This window comes from Streptomyces sp. DSM 110735, from assembly GCF_016482685.1.
Taxonomy (GTDB): domain Bacteria; phylum Actinomycetota; class Actinomycetes; order Streptomycetales; family Streptomycetaceae; genus Streptomyces.
Genome location: NZ_JACYHF010000002.1, coordinates 315574 through 330929 on the forward strand (window position 1 = coordinate 315574; position 15356 = coordinate 330929).

General features: G+C 69.7%; 12 protein-coding genes and 1 riboswitch. Of the genes, 3 read left to right on the forward strand and 9 right to left on the reverse strand.

Annotated elements, in window-relative coordinates; genetic code table 11:
* Positions 1–105: 105 nt before the first annotated feature.
* Entirely contained in the window at positions 106–342 is a 237-nt protein-coding gene (locus IF655_RS04220) for a MazG nucleotide pyrophosphohydrolase domain-containing protein (RefSeq protein WP_199582127.1), read from the reverse strand.
* 850 nt (positions 343–1192) lie between these two features.
* Between IF655_RS04220 and IF655_RS04225 the strand changes: the two genes are divergently transcribed.
* Entirely contained in the window at positions 1193–2854 is a 1662-nt protein-coding gene (locus IF655_RS04225) for an AIPR family protein (RefSeq protein WP_199582128.1), read from the forward strand.
* Between the two features lie 340 nt (positions 2855–3194).
* The gene (locus tag IF655_RS04230) at positions 3195–3929 is read left to right on the forward strand and encodes a D-Ala-D-Ala carboxypeptidase family metallohydrolase (protein WP_199582129.1); all 735 of its coding nucleotides are present in this window, start codon (positions 3195–3197) and stop codon (positions 3927–3929) included.
* 129 nt (positions 3930–4058) lie between these two features.
* Here the strand turns inward: IF655_RS04230 and IF655_RS04235 are convergent, their stop codons facing one another.
* From IF655_RS04235 to IF655_RS04255, 5 genes are all read right to left on the reverse strand, one after another.
* Positions 4059–4964, reverse strand: coding sequence for a hypothetical protein (locus IF655_RS04235; RefSeq protein ID WP_307814863.1), 906 nt, complete (start codon positions 4962–4964; stop codon positions 4059–4061).
* A 106-nt stretch (positions 4965–5070) separates the two neighbouring features.
* Complete coding sequence (locus IF655_RS04240) at positions 5071–6276, reverse strand: PASTA domain-containing protein (RefSeq protein WP_199582130.1); 1206 nt, start codon at positions 6274–6276, stop codon at positions 5071–5073.
* Positions 6277–6468: 192 nt separating this feature from the next.
* On the reverse strand, positions 6469–7476 hold the full coding sequence (locus tag IF655_RS04245) for a cytochrome d ubiquinol oxidase subunit II (RefSeq protein WP_199582131.1): 1008 nt from the start codon (positions 7474–7476) through the stop codon (positions 6469–6471).
* On the reverse strand, positions 7477–8901 hold the full coding sequence (locus IF655_RS04250; protein ID WP_199582361.1) for a cytochrome ubiquinol oxidase subunit I: 1425 nt from the start codon (positions 8899–8901) through the stop codon (positions 7477–7479).
* 141 nt (positions 8902–9042) lie between these two features.
* Positions 9043–9753, reverse strand: a complete 711-nt coding sequence (locus tag IF655_RS04255) for a dienelactone hydrolase family protein (RefSeq protein ID WP_199582132.1) — start codon at positions 9751–9753, stop codon at positions 9043–9045.
* 237 nt (positions 9754–9990) lie between these two features.
* Here IF655_RS04255 and IF655_RS04260 point away from each other — a divergent pair, with 237 nt between their 5' ends.
* A complete protein-coding gene (locus IF655_RS04260; protein ID WP_199582133.1) occupies positions 9991–10563 on the forward strand; it encodes a Dps family protein in 573 nt (190 codons plus the stop codon).
* A gap of 26 nt (positions 10564–10589) precedes the next feature.
* On the opposite strand, the gene IF655_RS04265 is transcribed toward IF655_RS04260, so the two are convergent.
* The 3 genes from IF655_RS04265 to IF655_RS04275 form a co-directional block, all read right to left on the reverse strand.
* Positions 10590–12092, reverse strand: a complete 1503-nt coding sequence (locus IF655_RS04265) for a cryptochrome/photolyase family protein (protein ID WP_199582134.1) — start codon at positions 12090–12092, stop codon at positions 10590–10592.
* 75 nt (positions 12093–12167) lie between these two features.
* Positions 12168–12695 (reverse strand): NUDIX hydrolase, encoded by a 528-nt coding sequence (locus tag IF655_RS04270; RefSeq protein WP_199582135.1) that lies wholly within the window; start codon positions 12693–12695, stop codon positions 12168–12170.
* 29 nt (positions 12696–12724) lie between these two features.
* Positions 12725–12793, reverse strand: a riboswitch (Fluoride riboswitch).
* 45 nt (positions 12794–12838) lie between these two features.
* Entirely contained in the window at positions 12839–14956 is a 2118-nt protein-coding gene (locus IF655_RS04275) for a SpoIIE family protein phosphatase (protein ID WP_199582136.1), read from the reverse strand.
* Positions 14957–15356: the final 400 nt, after the last annotated feature.

Below are 15356 nucleotides of genomic sequence, written 5' to 3' on the forward strand. Positions count from 1 at the left end.
TGGGTCTACGTTCACAAGACCCACCGGGGGGCGATTGGTTGCACGCGGCACGAGAATCGACGGGAGAATCACACATTGCTGGTTGGCGGGGTCCCGGCGAGGGGTTCAGTGCGTGTCGTCGTTCGTCGCAAGGCGTGCGCCTACCGATGCCGTCAACTCCGTCATGGTGCGGTGGAACGCCGCCTCCAGGTCCACGTCGTAGTGGTGGGCGAGGACGAGGACCGACCACAGGCAGTCCGCGAGTTCGTGCTCCAGCGCGCGGCGGCCGCCGGGCACGTCCCGTGCGCCTTCCTGGGCCATCACCAGCTTGGCGAGATCGCCCACATCCCCGACGACTCGCATCCAACTATCCCGGCCCTCCAGCCACGTCAACCCACATGGAGTCCGCTACGGCCGAAGGTCGACTTTCCCACGTCCTAGCCGGCTGCCCCCCAACCGAAGCGGAGCGGGTCGGTGAGCAACTGGCCCGGCCGACTATCAATTGACGGGCCAACCGCCCGCCCGATGAGTGACGCTGCCGGACGCTGATGGAGCTAACGTGGCCCGCGCGGCCCGCAGCAGACCTTTTATGTCACCCTCCCAAGATCGACGGCTGTCATCCCCGCCTTCCTCAGTAAACGGTTGCCCTTGCTGGAGTGTCGAGGTCGGTCCAGTACTGCTTGGCGCAGCCGACTACTGAGATGCCAATGCCGGTGCCGCAGGAGGACGGGCTAGCGGCTGCGGCCGCCTTGGGCAACTACGACGACAGCAGTGAGGAACTGACATAGAGGCTTAGAGCCGCTAGCCGAACGGATCACGGGAGTCTACTAACCGGGACAAGAATCCTGCAGCGCATCTAGCACACACTCTGCCAAGCCAGGGGGCTTCGCTCGTCTGCGTCACCTAAAACGACAAAACTGAACTTCGAGGGCCGCCGCCTGCCCTACGATGCTGCAAGCAGGACCATTCGGCAGCCCTCGGCGCACAGCCGATCGATGCCATATCACGCATCAGAGACCCACAAAACAGATGGTATAAATAATCTCCACGCCACTCATCAACTGTCGATCGCGAGGCTTTCCAAAACCTATCGACTCAGGCGCTAGCGTCGCGTTAAGTGTACTTACCAGGTATCAAATCCTGACTACCAGCGACGACCCGCACTCTGGTAAGTATTGCCGACAATCCGTCCACTAAACAGAGAGAAAACACGATGAGCAAGTTCCATGTCAGCCAGATCGAAACCCACATTCGCGCCCTTCATGAGACGAGCAACTGGAAATCCTCACTAGAAGAGGTAAATAACCTGTCGCGAATCTTGGCACTCCATTCCGTCCATCTCGTTCTGGGTCCCTCAGAGGGGCTTCAGCCGTTGATTGAAATAACGGATGGCGCTCAAGATCGGGGAATTGATGCAATTGGAGTCGACCCTACGGCAAAATTGGTCGTATTCGTTCAGTCAAAATGGCGCCAGGACGGGTCTGGATCCATGGCTCTGGGTGATGTTCTAAAATTCTTGCAAGGTGTCAGATCTTTGCTCGGGATGCGCGCTGATGACGACCTAGCTCACGCTTCCGAGAAGACGAAGACGGCAGTTCGTGATCTGCTCAAGACGCCGGGGGCTCGCATCCGATTGGTCACGGTTACAACGGCGGGAGATTCACTTACACCCGACGTCCAGGATCCCATCGTTGAGTTGCTTAATCAACTCAACGACCTGGAAGGAATTGAACCTCTCGCTACCCATACCCACTTCGCTCAGGCCGATCTATTTAATTCGATCTCGGAGCAGGCAAGACCTGCTGTTGATATCGAACTGCAGATGCTCGACTGGGGGCGAGCGTCTGAGCCTCAAAGGATGTACTACGGACGTGTCAGCGCAGCCGAGATTGCAGGTTGGTTTAGAGACTTCGGCGTCGACCTCTTTGCCGAGAATATCCGTGTCGTAATCCCTAGATCTGACATTAACGACGGGATCCTTCAAACGATCCGCGACGATCCGGAGCGCTTCGCGTACTACAACAACGGTATCACTGTGCTTGCAGAGGCGATCGAAATCGGTCCCGGCGGTGCACTCAACCGAGATGTCGGTTTCTTCAAGCTTTCCGGGGCGAGTATCGTCAATGGGGCACAGACTGTTTCAACCCTGGGCTCAGCGCTGGCAACAGAGCATGAGAAAAACCTGGGAAGTACCTTCGTTCTCGTGCGATGCATTGAGGTACCGAAAGACGAGGACGAACTGGGGCGCCGCATCACACGGTTTGCCAATACCCAGAACGAAGTTTCCAGTCAAGATTTCGCATTTCTGGACCAGGAGCAACACCGTCTCGTCCGCGAACTCCAAGTACTCGGGTACGAGTATCTTCTTCGCTCAGCGGAACAGCCAAAGTCGAAGGATCCCGAAAAGGTAATCGAGGTGAGACAGGCCGCAGTAGCCCTAGCATGCGCCTCAAAGAGTGTAAACCATTCGGTGATCGCCAAGCGGGAAGTTTCCCGACTGTTTTCCGAGCCATCCGTTTATCGCTCCCTCTTTAACTCCGGCACCGATCCCCTGAGGCTTACACGAGCCGTGCGCATCACGGCTTCCGTCGACCGGTGGCTAGATAAGATCGAAAGGGAGCGAGACGGGGCTGAGGCTGGTATCGCGGTGCACGGTAGAAGAGTCATCGCACATCTGGTCATGAGGAAGCTAGGGGATAATTTCCTGAAAGACCCGGAGAGCAATCTGGATGCCGTTATGGATGGATTGGAATCGGAAGTCAATGGATATATCGCCGACATGGTTCTGGCGTTTCCAGCCAACGCCTATCCGGGTAACGTATTCAAGAACCAGGCTAGGGTCGCGGCACTGATTCGAGACGCTAGACGGACGTGACTCGGAGGGCTTCGTCGGTCTCCTACGGCAGCGCGGTCTTCCAACACATGGACGCTGCCGTAGGGGCGTTTCAGCGAAACAGCTTATACAGTTGGCTGTGCGGTGCCACTCTAGGAATTGACTGTCTCGTGCACCTTGCGTTCCCGCGCGTCCCGAACTGGCCAATTAAGGTGTCTCAACACCACTCGATCGGCCGGAGTCGAAGCGGAAGAAGGAATCACAGAAACACAAGATTACGGTCCGGCCTATTACGCCGACGCCCCACCGCCCCCGCCCCGTTGACGCGCGTAGCACTCGTCCGGCACCGTCGTTGTTCCTTCACCTTCCTCCAGGAGGCGCGATGTTGAGACGTCATGTCCGGAGCCTGCTCGCGTTTGTCATGCTCGCATCATTGACGGTGCTCGGCGGAGTGGTCACCGCGGGTACCGCGCACGCCGACGGCTGTTACACCTGGAACCGGACGCTCAGCCAGGGCAGCAGCGGCGAGGACGTACGGCAGTTGCAGATCCGGGTCGCCGGGTACCCCGGCTACGGCTCGGTGCTCGCGATCGACGGGCAGTTCGGCGCGGCGACCAAGGCCGCGGTCACGCGGTTCCAGCAGGCGTACGGGCTGTCGGCGGACGGGGTCGCCGGCTCGCAGACGTACACCAAGCTGTACGCGCTCCAGGACGACGACTGCACCCCGGTCCACTTCACGTACGCCGAGATGAACCGCTGCAACTCCGACTGGTCCGGCGGCGCGGTCTCCGCCGCCACCGCGAAGTCCAACGCGCTCCAGCAGATGTGGAAGCTGGAGGCGCTACGGCACGCCCTCGGCGACCGCGCCCTCACCACGAGCAGCGGCTTCCGCTCCACCTCCTGCAACAACGCGGTCGGGGGCGCCGCGGGCAGCAACCATCTCTACGGCCGCGCCATCGACCTCACAGGCACCCCGTCCTTCTGCGAGATCGCCAAGGAAGCCCGCAACCACGGTTTCAACGAAATCCTCGGCCCCGGCTACCCGGACCACAACGACCACGCCCACCTCGGCACCCAGAACTCCCGCTTCTGGTCGGCGTCGTCCTGCGGGATCTGAGAGCCGGTACGGCAACGCGTCCTCATCGGACAGGGCGCGTACAACCCCGCGCAACAGCGTGACCGCATGGCACAGACAGCGCGTCCGCCCCTGGCCCTGGCCCGCTGGGCGGACGCGCTGTTCGCATGGTCAGCACGCCCGCTCGTACAGCGCCCGCAGCCACGGTTCCTCCGCCCCCGGCATGCGCGCGAGGGTTTTTCGGAAGGCGTACGGGGACGGTTCGAAGGGGTACGGCGGGTGGGGTGGTAGGGGGTCGTCCTGTTCGGTGCCGGGTGGGAGGCCGCCGACGACGGGGAGGCGGGTGCGGTGGGGTGGGAAGGCGAGTTCGGACCAGAGGGCGGCGTCCAGGGGGACCGGCACGGCGCCGGAGTGCGGCTGCCAGAGGGCACCTGTCTGGGGGTGGATCGGGACGAGGACCAGGTCGGCGGGTGGCTCGCCGTAACCGGGTCCGGCCAGGTCCAGCCGCTTCGCGGGTCTTCCGGTGGTCGGCAGCTTGGCAAGGGCGCGGCCGAGGAGGTCGGTGACCGGGCCGGGTGCCGTTTCGACGGGGGCGCCGTCGGCGGCTGCCACCGTGTGGGCGAGGGCGACGCCTGCCGGGATGTCGCGGAACCTGCTCAGCCGGTGCCACAGCGCGTCGGTGGCCAGCAGTTCCGGCCAGTCCATGACCGGGCGCTCCGGCGGGGCGGGCAGTCGTACCACGGCTTCGGGGACGAGCTGGACGACCTGCCAGCAGCCGCAGTCGTCCATCCTGGTGCCGACCGGCAGATCGCAGGTCAGGCAGGCGAGGTTCGGGCCGTCCCGCCCGTCGATCCCCCTGCAGTAGCCCGCGGCCCGCTCCAGGATCAGCCGGGTGCCGCGGGTGTCGCCGGGGGCGAGGAGGACGGCGTCCGACAGGGCGGGGGCGACGGCATAGGAGCCTGTCTCGAGCAGGGGCGGGTGCAGTGTCTCCCAGTGGGTGTCGATCACATGGACCGGCAGCGCCACCTTCGACACCGCCGCCGTCAGCACCGCGCCGCAGCCCGCGCACCCGAACACCGCCAAGCCGACCCCTCCCGCCGTCGAAACCCCCGCATCCCATCAACACGCGGACCTGGGAGCAAGGGGTTATCGGACGCCCCGCGCCTCTCGCCCTCCGGGTCCGTCAGCCCGAGTGCCAGCGGTTGCGGCCGTCGGAGGCGGGACCGCAGACCATCGAGGTGCCTGCCTGAGTGACGCCCCTCGCCCCTGCGGGGGCACAGTACGCGCCGGGGTGGACGACCGGTCCCCCGCCGCCGCCCCCTCCGGTGGAGGAGGAGCCGCCGCCGGAGGTCGAGGACGAGCCACCGCTCGTGGTCGAGCCTCCGCTCGCGGATGAGCCACCAACCGTGGACGAGCCCCCGCTCGCGGACGAACTTCCGCCGCCCGTGGCGGTGCCTCCCGAACCCCCGGCCGCTCCCCCGGTTCCGCCGCCCCCGGTCGTCGTACTCCGTACCCGGTCATCGCTGTGATCCCGGTAATCCGGAACCCCGTCATCGTCCTTGTCGCCCAGGTACGAACCCTCCCTCGCACACCCGGACTTCGGCGAGGCAAGCTCGAGTGTCACCTCGGCCGTGATGTCGTCGCCCTTCGCGGGGCTCTGGTCGCACACCTGCCAGGTGCCGTAATTCCCTTGGGGCAGCGTGTCGTTCAGGTAGTGCGACTCCGCCCGGATCGCGCCCTCGGACACCCCGAGGTCCGTCAACTCCCCTACGGCGGAACGCCATGTACGACCCGACAGATCCGGCATCACCGGCCAGGGAATCCTCGCGCCGTCCTTCTCCGGGCACCGTTCCCCGGACTTGACGGCGGCGAAGGTGATCGACTTCCGGTCACTCCCACCGGAAGCGCGCTGGAAGCACACCACCCAGCCCGACCGCACGACAATCGCGCGGTGGTCGGCGGAGGCGTCGTGGTGGGCGGTGGTGTAGCCCGCGGCGCGGGCCGCCGTCTCCGCCTTGTCGAGGGGCTTGCCGCGGTAACTCGGCGGCGGGGCAGGCGCGTTCGTGGGCTCGGCGCTCGGGTGGTGGGTCCGCGCCGCGGCTGGTTTGGCGTCCGTGCGGGCGGTGGTGTCGTCGAGCTGTCCGCCCGCGCCCGCGCCGATCGCCAGGAGGACGAACGCGCCGACGCTCGCCGTGAGTTTGGCGAACCAGCGCCAGGGCGGGAGGAACCAGAGCAGGGCGACGGCGGCGATCAGCGCGAGAAAGCCCAGCGGGAAGCTGAACGCGCCGATGAGGGCGACCGCCGCCAGGACGCCCAGTGCGGCGGGGGTGGTCTTCCACCAGGGGCGTGCCGGAGCGGTCCGTGGGGGTGCGGGGGTGTACGGGTTCACCGTGGAGGTTCCTCGTTCGCCGGATGCGGGGTGCGGGATGCGGGCGCGCTCCGGTTCGCGCAGGGTTTGCCCTTTTCACGGATGCGCCCAAGTCGCCCCACTTTAGCGGGATGTCACCCCTTGTGCGGCTCCTTCCGGTGCGCCTCGCGGACCTCCCTCACGGCAACCTGCCCCACCCCCCGCGCACCTCCCTCACAGCGACCTGTCCCCCACCCCCACACTCCCCCGCCCGCTCAGCCGGAACAGCAGCAGGATGGACGGGACGATCAGGACCGCCGCCACGCACGCCACGCCCACGACCACCGCGAGCGTCGCGTCGGGGGCGGCTGCTTCGGTCAAGGTGAGGTGGGTACCGAGGAGGTAGGGGTACTGGGCGACGCCCCAGCCCGCGACGACCAGGGCGACCGCCCCCGCGGCGATGGCACGGACGCCGAAGGTCCTGCGGGCGCGGAGCATGACCAGCCCGAGGATGCCGCCGACCGCGGCCAGGACGACCAACGGCAGGGCGCGGCCGGTGAGATGGGAGAAGAGGCGGGGCGCGTCCGCCTGGAGGACGAAGATGCCCGCGATGCTCACGGCGCCGGTGACCGCTCCGGCGGCGAGGGCACGGTCACGGAAGTAGCGGTAGAGGGTGGGCTCGTCGCGGCGCAGTGCCTCGACGGTGAGGTAGGTCGCGGCGAGGTAGCCGCAGGCGAGCACCGCGAGAACACCACCGAGGATGCTGGAGGGGTTGACCCAGCTCGATACGGCGTCACCGTTGCCGCCCGTCGGGACGCGCCCGGAGGCCAGCCCGCCCGCGATGGTGCCGAAGCAGTACGGCGTGAGGACGGAGGACAGCGCGAACGCGACGCCGTACACGCGTCGTTCGGGCGTGCTGATGGTCGCCTTGCGGAAGGCGAACCCGGCGCCGCGCAGGACGATGCCGAGCAGGGCGAGGACGAGCGGGATGTACAGCGTGGTGGTGATGGCGGCGAAGGCGGTGGGGAAGGCGCTCCACAGGACGACCAGGCAGTAGATGAGCCAGGTGTGGTTGGCTTCCCAGACGGGGGCGAGGGAGGAGTCGATGAGGTGGCGGGGCGCGTTGCCGCGCCGGGCGCCGCCCGCGAGCAGGTCCCAGAAGCCCGCGCCGAAGTCGGCTCCGCCGAGCACCGCGTAGGCGATGACGCCGATGAAGAGGAACACCGCGACCACGTCGGCCATTTACGACACCTTCCCCTCGGTGCGCTCGTGCGGGGCGTCGGGTCCGTACGGCACGTCGACCGTCCCGTCGCCCTGTTTCTGCCAGCGTCTCTTCATGGACAGCAGGACCCAGATGGCCGCGGAGCCGACGGCGGCGTAGAGGGCGAGCACGACGCCGAAGGTGATCCACAGGTTGCCCTGGGTGGCCACCGCGTCGCGGGTGCGCAGCAGTCCGACGACGATCCAGGGCTGGCGGCCGACCTCGGTGACCACCCAGCCGCTCTCCAGGCTGAGGATGGACAGCAGCCCGCAGACGGAGGCGGCGCGCAGGAACCAGCGGTCGGTCTCCAGGGTGCCCCGGCGCTTCCACCACACCCAGACGAACCAGGCGGCGACGGCCAGCATGACCATGGAGGTGCCGACCATGATGTCGAACGCCCAGTGGACGATGTTGACCTGCTCGGGGGTGGGTCTCACGGCCACGGGGACGGCGTCGAGTCCCTTGATGGTGGTGGAGGGTTTGAATCCGGCGAGGAGGGAGGCGACGCTCGGCACGGAGATGCCGTAGCGCACCTCGCCGTCGATGAGGAAGCCGCCCAGGGTCTCGGGGACGTGGTTGCCGGTGGTGGGGAGGAGTTCGATGGCGGCGAACTTGGCGGGTTCGTCGTCGAAGACCTCGCGGGCGATGGTGTCGCCGACGAAGATCTGCACGGGCAGGGCGGCTGCCGCGGTGACGAAGCTGATCAGGAAGCCGAGCCGCTGGTAGTGCCCGCGCCGTCCCCGGAGCATGCCGACCGTGTAGACGCCCGCCACGACGAATCCGGCGACGATGTAGGCGGCCAGGAGCATGTGCCAGAACTGCCACCAGAAGGCGCCGTTGAAGAAGACCTCCGCCGGGCGTACGGCGGTCACCCTGCCGTCGCGCATGGTGATGCCGCCGGGCTGGTTCATCCAACTGTTGGCGGCGATGACGGCGGCGGCTCCGCCGACGCTGGCCAGCGCCACGGGCACGCCCGCCCAGAAGTGCGCCCAGGGGCGCATCCGGTCCCAGCCGTAGATGTAGATGGCGACGAAGATGGCTTCCAGGAAGAAGAAGAGCCCCTCGATGGCGAACGGGAAGCCGAAGGCGGCGCCGTAGGTCTTCATCAGACCGGGCCAGAGGATGCCCAGCTCGAAGGAGAGGACGGTGCCGGTGATGGCGCCGACCGCGAAGAGCACGGCGGCGACCTTGGACCAGCGCCGGGCAAGGAGCAGGGCAGCCTCGTCGCCCTTGCGCAGTCCCCGGTAGTTGGCGATCAGCATGAGGGAGGTCAGCGCCACGCCGAAAGGGACCAGGATGATGTGGAAGCCCAGGGTGAAGGCCATCTGTTCGCGCGCAGGCAGCAACTGATCCGGGTCAGCGGCGGCCAGGATCGCGGTGACTCCGGCCGGGTCGACCGTGAACATGGACGGTTCCTCCTCGTGCTCGGGAGGGACTGCGGCCACTGGGGGACCTCGGCCGCCTTCCATGGATCTGTTTCACTTCGTACACCGGATTCGGATGCGTCACGATTCGTCCCGGTCTGAATGTGTACGTCCAGGTGTGGGCTAGAGGTGTACGGCGGGGGCGTCGGACAGGGTGGTCCGGGCGAGCAGTCCCCCGGGTACGGGGCGGGTGCGCAGCAGGTCGGCTACGGCTTCGGCGGCGAGCGTGTGCCAGGTGGGCAGGCGGCGCAGCATGGCGTGGTCGGTGTCGGCGAGGACGACCATCCCGGCGCGGGCTCCCTCGGCGCGCGCCCGCTGGACGAAGCTGCTGGAGTCCGCCGCCGAGGTGACGTGGTCGGCGTCCCCGTGGAGGACGAGCAGTCGGGCGCCGTCCAGGTGGGCGGTGGGTTCGCCGGGCGGCAGCCAGGGCGCGAGGGCGAGTACGCCGCGTACGGCGGGGTGGTCGGCCACGCGCAGCGCGGCGCGTCCGCCCATGGAGTGGCCGACGAGGACGACGGGGACGGAGCCGTGGCGGGCGGCGAGTTCGGCGAGGGCGCGGCGGACGTCGTCGGCGGCGGCGCCGTCGTTCCAGCCCCGGTGGCGGTAGCGGATCTCGCCCAGCAGGACGTGGTCGGCGGGCAGTCCCGCGCCGACCGCGCGCAGCAGGGGGCGCATCCGCATCGCGGCGAGGTGCCAGGGGCGGGAGAGGGTGTGGTCCTCGGCGCGACCGCCGTGCGCGGTGAGGACGGCGGCCCGTACGGTTTCCGGCGCGTGCCGTACGCGCAGGGCGCTTCTGGTCGCCGGGTGGTCCGTGGTCGTGCTGTCGGTCGTCATCCGCCGTGCTCCCCGCTGTCGTGATCGTCGGCCGCCGTGGGGAATCCGTAGCCGAGCGCCGCGCGGCTTGGCCCGGACCGGGAACCGGCGGGACCGGAGACCGCCGGAACCGGAGACCGGCGGAACCGGAGACCGCCGGGACGGGCGACCGGGAACCCGGCAGGTCTGAGCGCGCCGGTCCGGGGCACGTGTCATCAGGCAAGGAACGCACGCCTGTGAAGAGACCCGAGGTGAATCATGACGAAGGAGATCAAGGACCTGACCCCGAAGTACACCGTCCCCGGTATCGAGCGTGAGGCGGCGGGGCGGCTGATCGGGTTGCTGCGGCTTCGGCTGCACGCGCTGAACGATCTGCATCTGACGCTCAAGCACGTGCACTGGAACGTCGTCGGGCCGCACTTCGTCGCCGTGCACGAGATGATCGACCCGCAGGTGGACCGGGTGCGCGACATGGCCGACGACGTGGCGGAGCGCATCGCGGCGCTCGGCGGCGTCGCGCAGGGGACGCCGGGCAAGCTGGTGGCGGAGCGCACCTGGGACGACTACTCGATCGGCCGGGGTGACGCCATCGCCCATCTGGGTGCCCTGGACCTCGTCTACACCGGGGTGATCGAGGGCGTACGGGCGGCGATCAAGGAGGCGGGCGAGATCGACCCCGCCACGGAGGACCTGCTCATCGAGCAGTTGCGGGACCTGGAGCAGTTCCAGTGGTTCGTGCGGGCGCATCTGGAGAGCGCGGGCGGCACGCTCGCGACGGGTGGCGCGCACACCGAGGAGCAGGCGGCGGCCAAGGGTGCCGAGCTGAGCTGAGGGACGTACAGGAGCGGGGCGCGGCGTCACGGAGGTCCGGCGCCGCGCCCCCGCTGTGTGCGCAGCACCTCGTCCAGGTCGGTGAGCCGGTCCAGTCCCTGGACGGCGCGGGCGGTGCGGGGGTTGCCCGCGAGGACGGCGCGGTGGCGGTGGACGAAGGACCAGTAGCCGGTGGTGAAGGGGCAGGCGCGCTCGCCGGTGCGGTCGCCCGGTCGGTAGGCGCAGCCGTCGCACAGGTCGCTCATGCGGTGGATGTAGGCGCCGCCGGAGGTGTAGGGCTTGGTGGTCATACGACCGCCGTCGGCGTACTGGGACATGCCGACGACGTTGGGCAGCATCACCCAGTCGTAGCCGTCGACGAAGCTGCGGTGGAACCAGTCGGTCACCGCTGCCGGGTCCCAGCCCTGCTGGAGGGCGTGGCTGCCGAGCAGCATCAGGCGCGGGATGTGGTGGGTCCAGCCGGTGTCGCGGACCTGGGCGAGGGCGGTGGCCAGGCAGCGCGCGGTGACGGCGTCGGCGTCGAGGTCGGCGAACCAGTCGGGCAGCGGGGCATGGTGGCGCAGGGCGTTGCGGTGGCGGTAGTCCTCGCCGAAGTACCAGTAGAGGTGCCAGACGTACTCGCGCCAGCCCGCGATCTGCCGTACGAAGCCCTCGGCGCTGTGCACGGGCGCGTGCCCGGAGCGCCAGGCGTCCTCGGCGGCGTCGACGGTCTCGGCGGGGTCGAGCAGCCCGAGGTTGAGGGAGGACGAGAGCAGGCTGTGGCTCATGACCGGGTCGGCGGCGAGCATGGCGTCCTCGTGCGGACCGAATCCGGCGAGCCGGTGCCGGGTGAAGCGGCGCAGCGCGGCGAGCGCCTCGCGGCGGGAGGCGGGAAAGCGGCGGGTGCCGTCGCGGCCCACGAACCGGATGCCGTCGTGCTCTTCCCAGCGGTCGAGGTCGGCGCGGACCTCGGCGTCGATGTCGTCCTCGCGGGGGCGGTACGGGGCGGGGGCGCCGAGAGTGCTCGCGCCCTTGGGCGGGGGTTCGCGGTTGGCGTGGTCGTGGTTCCAGCGCCCGCCCGCCGGGGTGTCGCCGTCCATGAGGAGGGCGAGTTCGCGACGGACCCAGCGGTAGAAGTCCTCCTGACGCAGCCGTCGTCCGTCACGCCCGTCCGCCCAGGCGCGGAAGGCGTCGTGGGGCACCAGGAAGGCGGGGGTGGGCAGCACGCGGACCCGGTCGAGGGAGCGGACCAGGCGCAGGGCGGCGCGTGAGGTGGGGTGGTGGACGGTCACGGGGGCGTCGCCCACGGCTTCGCGCAGGCCCTCGCGGTAGGTCTCGGCGCGGACGTAGCGGACGCGGTCGCCCAGTTCGGCGGCGCGGTGGCGCATCGCGGAGAGGACCAGATGGGCCTTGGCGCGGTGGAAGCGGCGGCGCCGGAAGACCGAGCGTGCCTCGATCATGACGACGGGGGCGTCGCGGGCGGGGGCGTGGTCGCCGGTGAGGAAGTGGGGGCCGAGCTGGTCGCCGAAGAGCCAGTGCGGGTCGGTCATGCGCGCGCCTCGTCTCTCCGGCCGGTCTTCGCGGGGTGCCGTCAGTCCAGTTCGGGGGCGGGGCGCGCGGTGCCGTCAGTCCAGCTCGGGGGCGGTGCGCGGGGTGCGGCGGAAGAAGGTGGTGGCGCGTCTGATGCGGGAGGCGGTGTCGTTGGGGCGCCAGAGGTTGCCGAGGTAGGGGGCGTAGCGGCGGGCGCCGTGGTGGTAGAAGCCGGGCAGGTGTCCGGCCAGGGGCGGCTTGAGGTCGAGGGCGCGCAGGCGCGCGAAGGGCACGAACTCGGGGGTCATGCCCGATTCGCGGGCCACCGGGTTCTGGCCGTGGGCGGAGCCGTCGGCGGCGAAGACCAGGTCGACGGTGCGCTGCCGGTTGTCGGGGTCGACAGCCTCCAGGACGAAGGCGACCCGGGTCGGTTCGACCGCGAGGCCGGTCTCCTCGCGCATCTCGCGGCGGGCGCAGGCGGCCATGCTCTCGCCCATCCGGGGGGTGCCGCCGGGCAGCACCCAGTCGTCCAGGCCCTGGGCGGTGCGGTGGACGAGCAGCACGCACTCTCCTCGGAAGAGGATGGTGGAGCAGCGGAGCATCATGTCGTCCGGCATCGTCATGCCGACCTCCTCGCGAGTGACGTGCGGGTGTGCCGGCAGAGGCCATCGGCGGCGCGTTCGCGTCCGCGGTTACGGCGAGCCTCATCGCCGCGAGTGCTGGGTCCATTGTCGAACCGGTCACGGACACCGGCAAACGGTGGGCCCTACTGCGCACCCCCCGGCGGTCCGAGCCGGGCCAGGAGGAGGGCGGTGTCGTCCCCCGAGGACTGGTCGAGGGTGTCCAGGAGCATGTCGCAGATGTCCTGGAGCGAGCCGGTGGACGGGGCGGAACCGGTGGCGCCGGTGGCCCGTTCGAGCGCGCGGCACAGGGCTTCGATGCCGACGTCGATGGAGTCGTGCCGGGACTCCACGAGCCCGTCGGTGTAGAGGGCGAGCAGGGAGCCCTCGGGCAGCTTGGTCTCCAGCGTGCCGAAGGGAACGCCGCCCACGCCCAGCGGGGCGGCGGGGGGCAGGGTGAGGAGCCGGGCGCCCTGTCCGGGCTGGACCAGGACGGGCGGCAGGTGTCCGGCGCTGGAGAGGACGCAGGTGCCGCGCTTGGGGTCGCACACGGCGTAGACGCAGGTGGCGAAGGACTCGCTCAGCTCCGCGGCGGTCTCGTCGAGGTGGCCGAGGAGTTCGGCGGGCGGGAGGTCGAGGCGGGCCAGGGCGCGGGTGGTGGTGCGCAGTTGGCCCATGATCGCGGCGGCGCGTATGCCGCTGCCCATGACGTCGCCGACCACGAGTCCGACCCGGCCGTCGCCCAGCGCCAGGACGTCGTACCAGTCGCCGCCGACCTCGGTGCCGCTCCCGGCGGGCCGGTAGCCGACGGCGATCTCCAGACCGTCGGGCTGGTCGGGGGGCTGCTGGGGCAGCAGGCTGTGCTGGAGGGTGAGGGCGGTCTCGCGTTCGCGGCCGTAGAGCAGGGCGTTGTCGACGCTGACGGCGGCGCGGCCGACGAGTTCGCAGACGAGCTGGAGGTCGCGGCTGTCGAAGGGGCGGGTGTCGGCGGTGCGGTAGAGGGTGAGCACGCCGAGCACGGAGCCCCGGGCGAGCAGGGGCGCGGCCAGGACACTGCGGACCCCGGCGCCGCGCAGCGCCTCTGCTGCCTGCTCGTCCCGGGCCATCTCGTGCAGCGCGGCGTCGTCCACGCGCGGGATCAGGACCGGAGCGGCTTCGCGGACGCTGCGGCACAGCAGCGGGGAGGAGCCGGAGCCGGTGAGACCGTCCGGCAGCTCGTCGGTGCCGTCGCTGCCGTCGGGACGCGCGGCGGCGACGGCGAGGGTACGGAAGCCGCCGTGGCCCTCGCCGGAGTGCGGGGCCAGGGGCCGCTGCCCGACCACGGAGTCCAGTACGTCGACGGTGGCGAGGTCGGCGAACCGGGGGACGACGGCGGCGGCCAGCTCCCGCACCGTCTGCTGGAGGTCGAGCGTGCTGCCGATGCCCGAGCTGGCCTCGGTGAGGGTGGCCAGGTGCCGGTGCGCCGCCGCGATCTCGGTGGCGGCGAGATGCCGCTCGGTGACGTCCACGACGGACACCGCGACGCCGAGCGGGTGCCCGCGCTGGTCCTCGATGCGGTAGTACGACTCCGACCAGGCGTGGTCGTGGTCCGGGTCGAGCGGGGTACGGCCCACCGTGCGCTGGTCGAGGATCGGCTCGCCGGTACGCAGCACCTGCCGCATCGCGGACTCGATCGCGGTGGTGTCCAGCTCGGGGAGCGTGTCCTCAAGACGCCGCCCGCGCACCTCGTGCTCGGTGACCCCGTTGGCGGTCGTCAGGGCGGGGTTGATGCGCATCCAGCGCAGATCGGTGTCGAACACCGCGAGCCCGACCGGGGACTGGTCGATCAGCAGCTCCGAGAGGGCGAGGTCGCCCTCGACGCGCCGTACGGTGCCCTCGTCGGCGGCGAGCGCCAGGCCCAGCACCCTGCCGTCGGGGTCGTGCAGCCGGCCCTTGCGGTACTCGACCAGGCGGGTGGAACCGTCCTTGCACCGGGCGGGGAAAACACCCGCGAGGCTCTCACCGCTCTGTATCCGCCCGAACCTTTCGTGCGCGTTCTCCACGTCTTCGGGCGAGGCCAGCAACTCGTCCACGGAGGCGCCGAGCGCCTCCTCGGCGGCGTATCCGAAGAGATCCTCCGCCTCGGGGCTCCACAGGACGATACGGCCGCGCCCGTCCACCACCACGGCCGAGGCGTGCAGCAGATCCAGCAGCCCCCCGGGCGCCCCGGCGTCCCGGGCCCCGGCCGCACCGGGCCCGCGACCCCAGAGCTCCTTGCCACCCATACCCGCCGCCTCCCGTCACCCGGCCGCCCTGCACACCGCCCGGGTCGCACCTTTTGCGTAGCTGATACCACTATGCCGCTCGGGGGACGGTGGTGCGGGGGCGCTGCCGCGCGGGAGGAGGGTGGCCGCGAGGGGGCTGGGGTGGGAGGGAGTGGTCGCGGGGGCGCTGCCGGGCGGGAGGAAGTGGTCGCGAGGGGGGCTGCTGCCGGGCACAAGAGCGGGTGGTCCCGGGGTCGCTGCCGCGCGGGGGCGCTGCGAGGGGGCGGCTGCGTCGCGGGAGGGGCGTGGTCGCGAAGGGGCTGCGGGGTGGGAGGGGGTGGTTGCGAGGGGGGCGTTGCCGGGTGTGAGGGGGTTGTAGCGGAGGCGCTGCCGGGGTGGAGGGGGTGGCTGCGAGGGGGCG

Coding starts and splice junctions, on each gene's coding strand:
- IF655_RS04220 (WP_199582127.1), bottom strand. CDS start 342: ATGCGAGTCGTCGGGGATGTGGGCGATCTCGCCAAGCTGGTGATGGCC.
- IF655_RS04225 (WP_199582128.1), top strand. CDS start 1,193: ATGAGCAAGTTCCATGTCAGCCAGATCGAAACCCACATTCGCGCCCTT.
- IF655_RS04230 (WP_199582129.1), top strand. CDS start 3,195: ATGTTGAGACGTCATGTCCGGAGCCTGCTCGCGTTTGTCATGCTCGCA.
- IF655_RS04245 (WP_199582131.1), bottom strand. CDS start 7,476: ATGGCCGACGTGGTCGCGGTGTTCCTCTTCATCGGCGTCATCGCCTAC.
- IF655_RS04250 (WP_199582361.1), bottom strand. CDS start 8,901: ATGTTCACGGTCGACCCGGCCGGAGTCACCGCGATCCTGGCCGCCGCT.
- IF655_RS04255 (WP_199582132.1), bottom strand. CDS start 9,753: ATGACGACCGACAGCACGACCACGGACCACCCGGCGACCAGAAGCGCC.
- IF655_RS04260 (WP_199582133.1), top strand. CDS start 9,991: ATGACGAAGGAGATCAAGGACCTGACCCCGAAGTACACCGTCCCCGGT.
- IF655_RS04265 (WP_199582134.1), bottom strand. CDS start 12,092: ATGACCGACCCGCACTGGCTCTTCGGCGACCAGCTCGGCCCCCACTTC.
- IF655_RS04270 (WP_199582135.1), bottom strand. CDS start 12,695: ATGACGATGCCGGACGACATGATGCTCCGCTGCTCCACCATCCTCTTC.
- IF655_RS04275 (WP_199582136.1), bottom strand. CDS start 14,956: ATGGGTGGCAAGGAGCTCTGGGGTCGCGGGCCCGGTGCGGCCGGGGCC.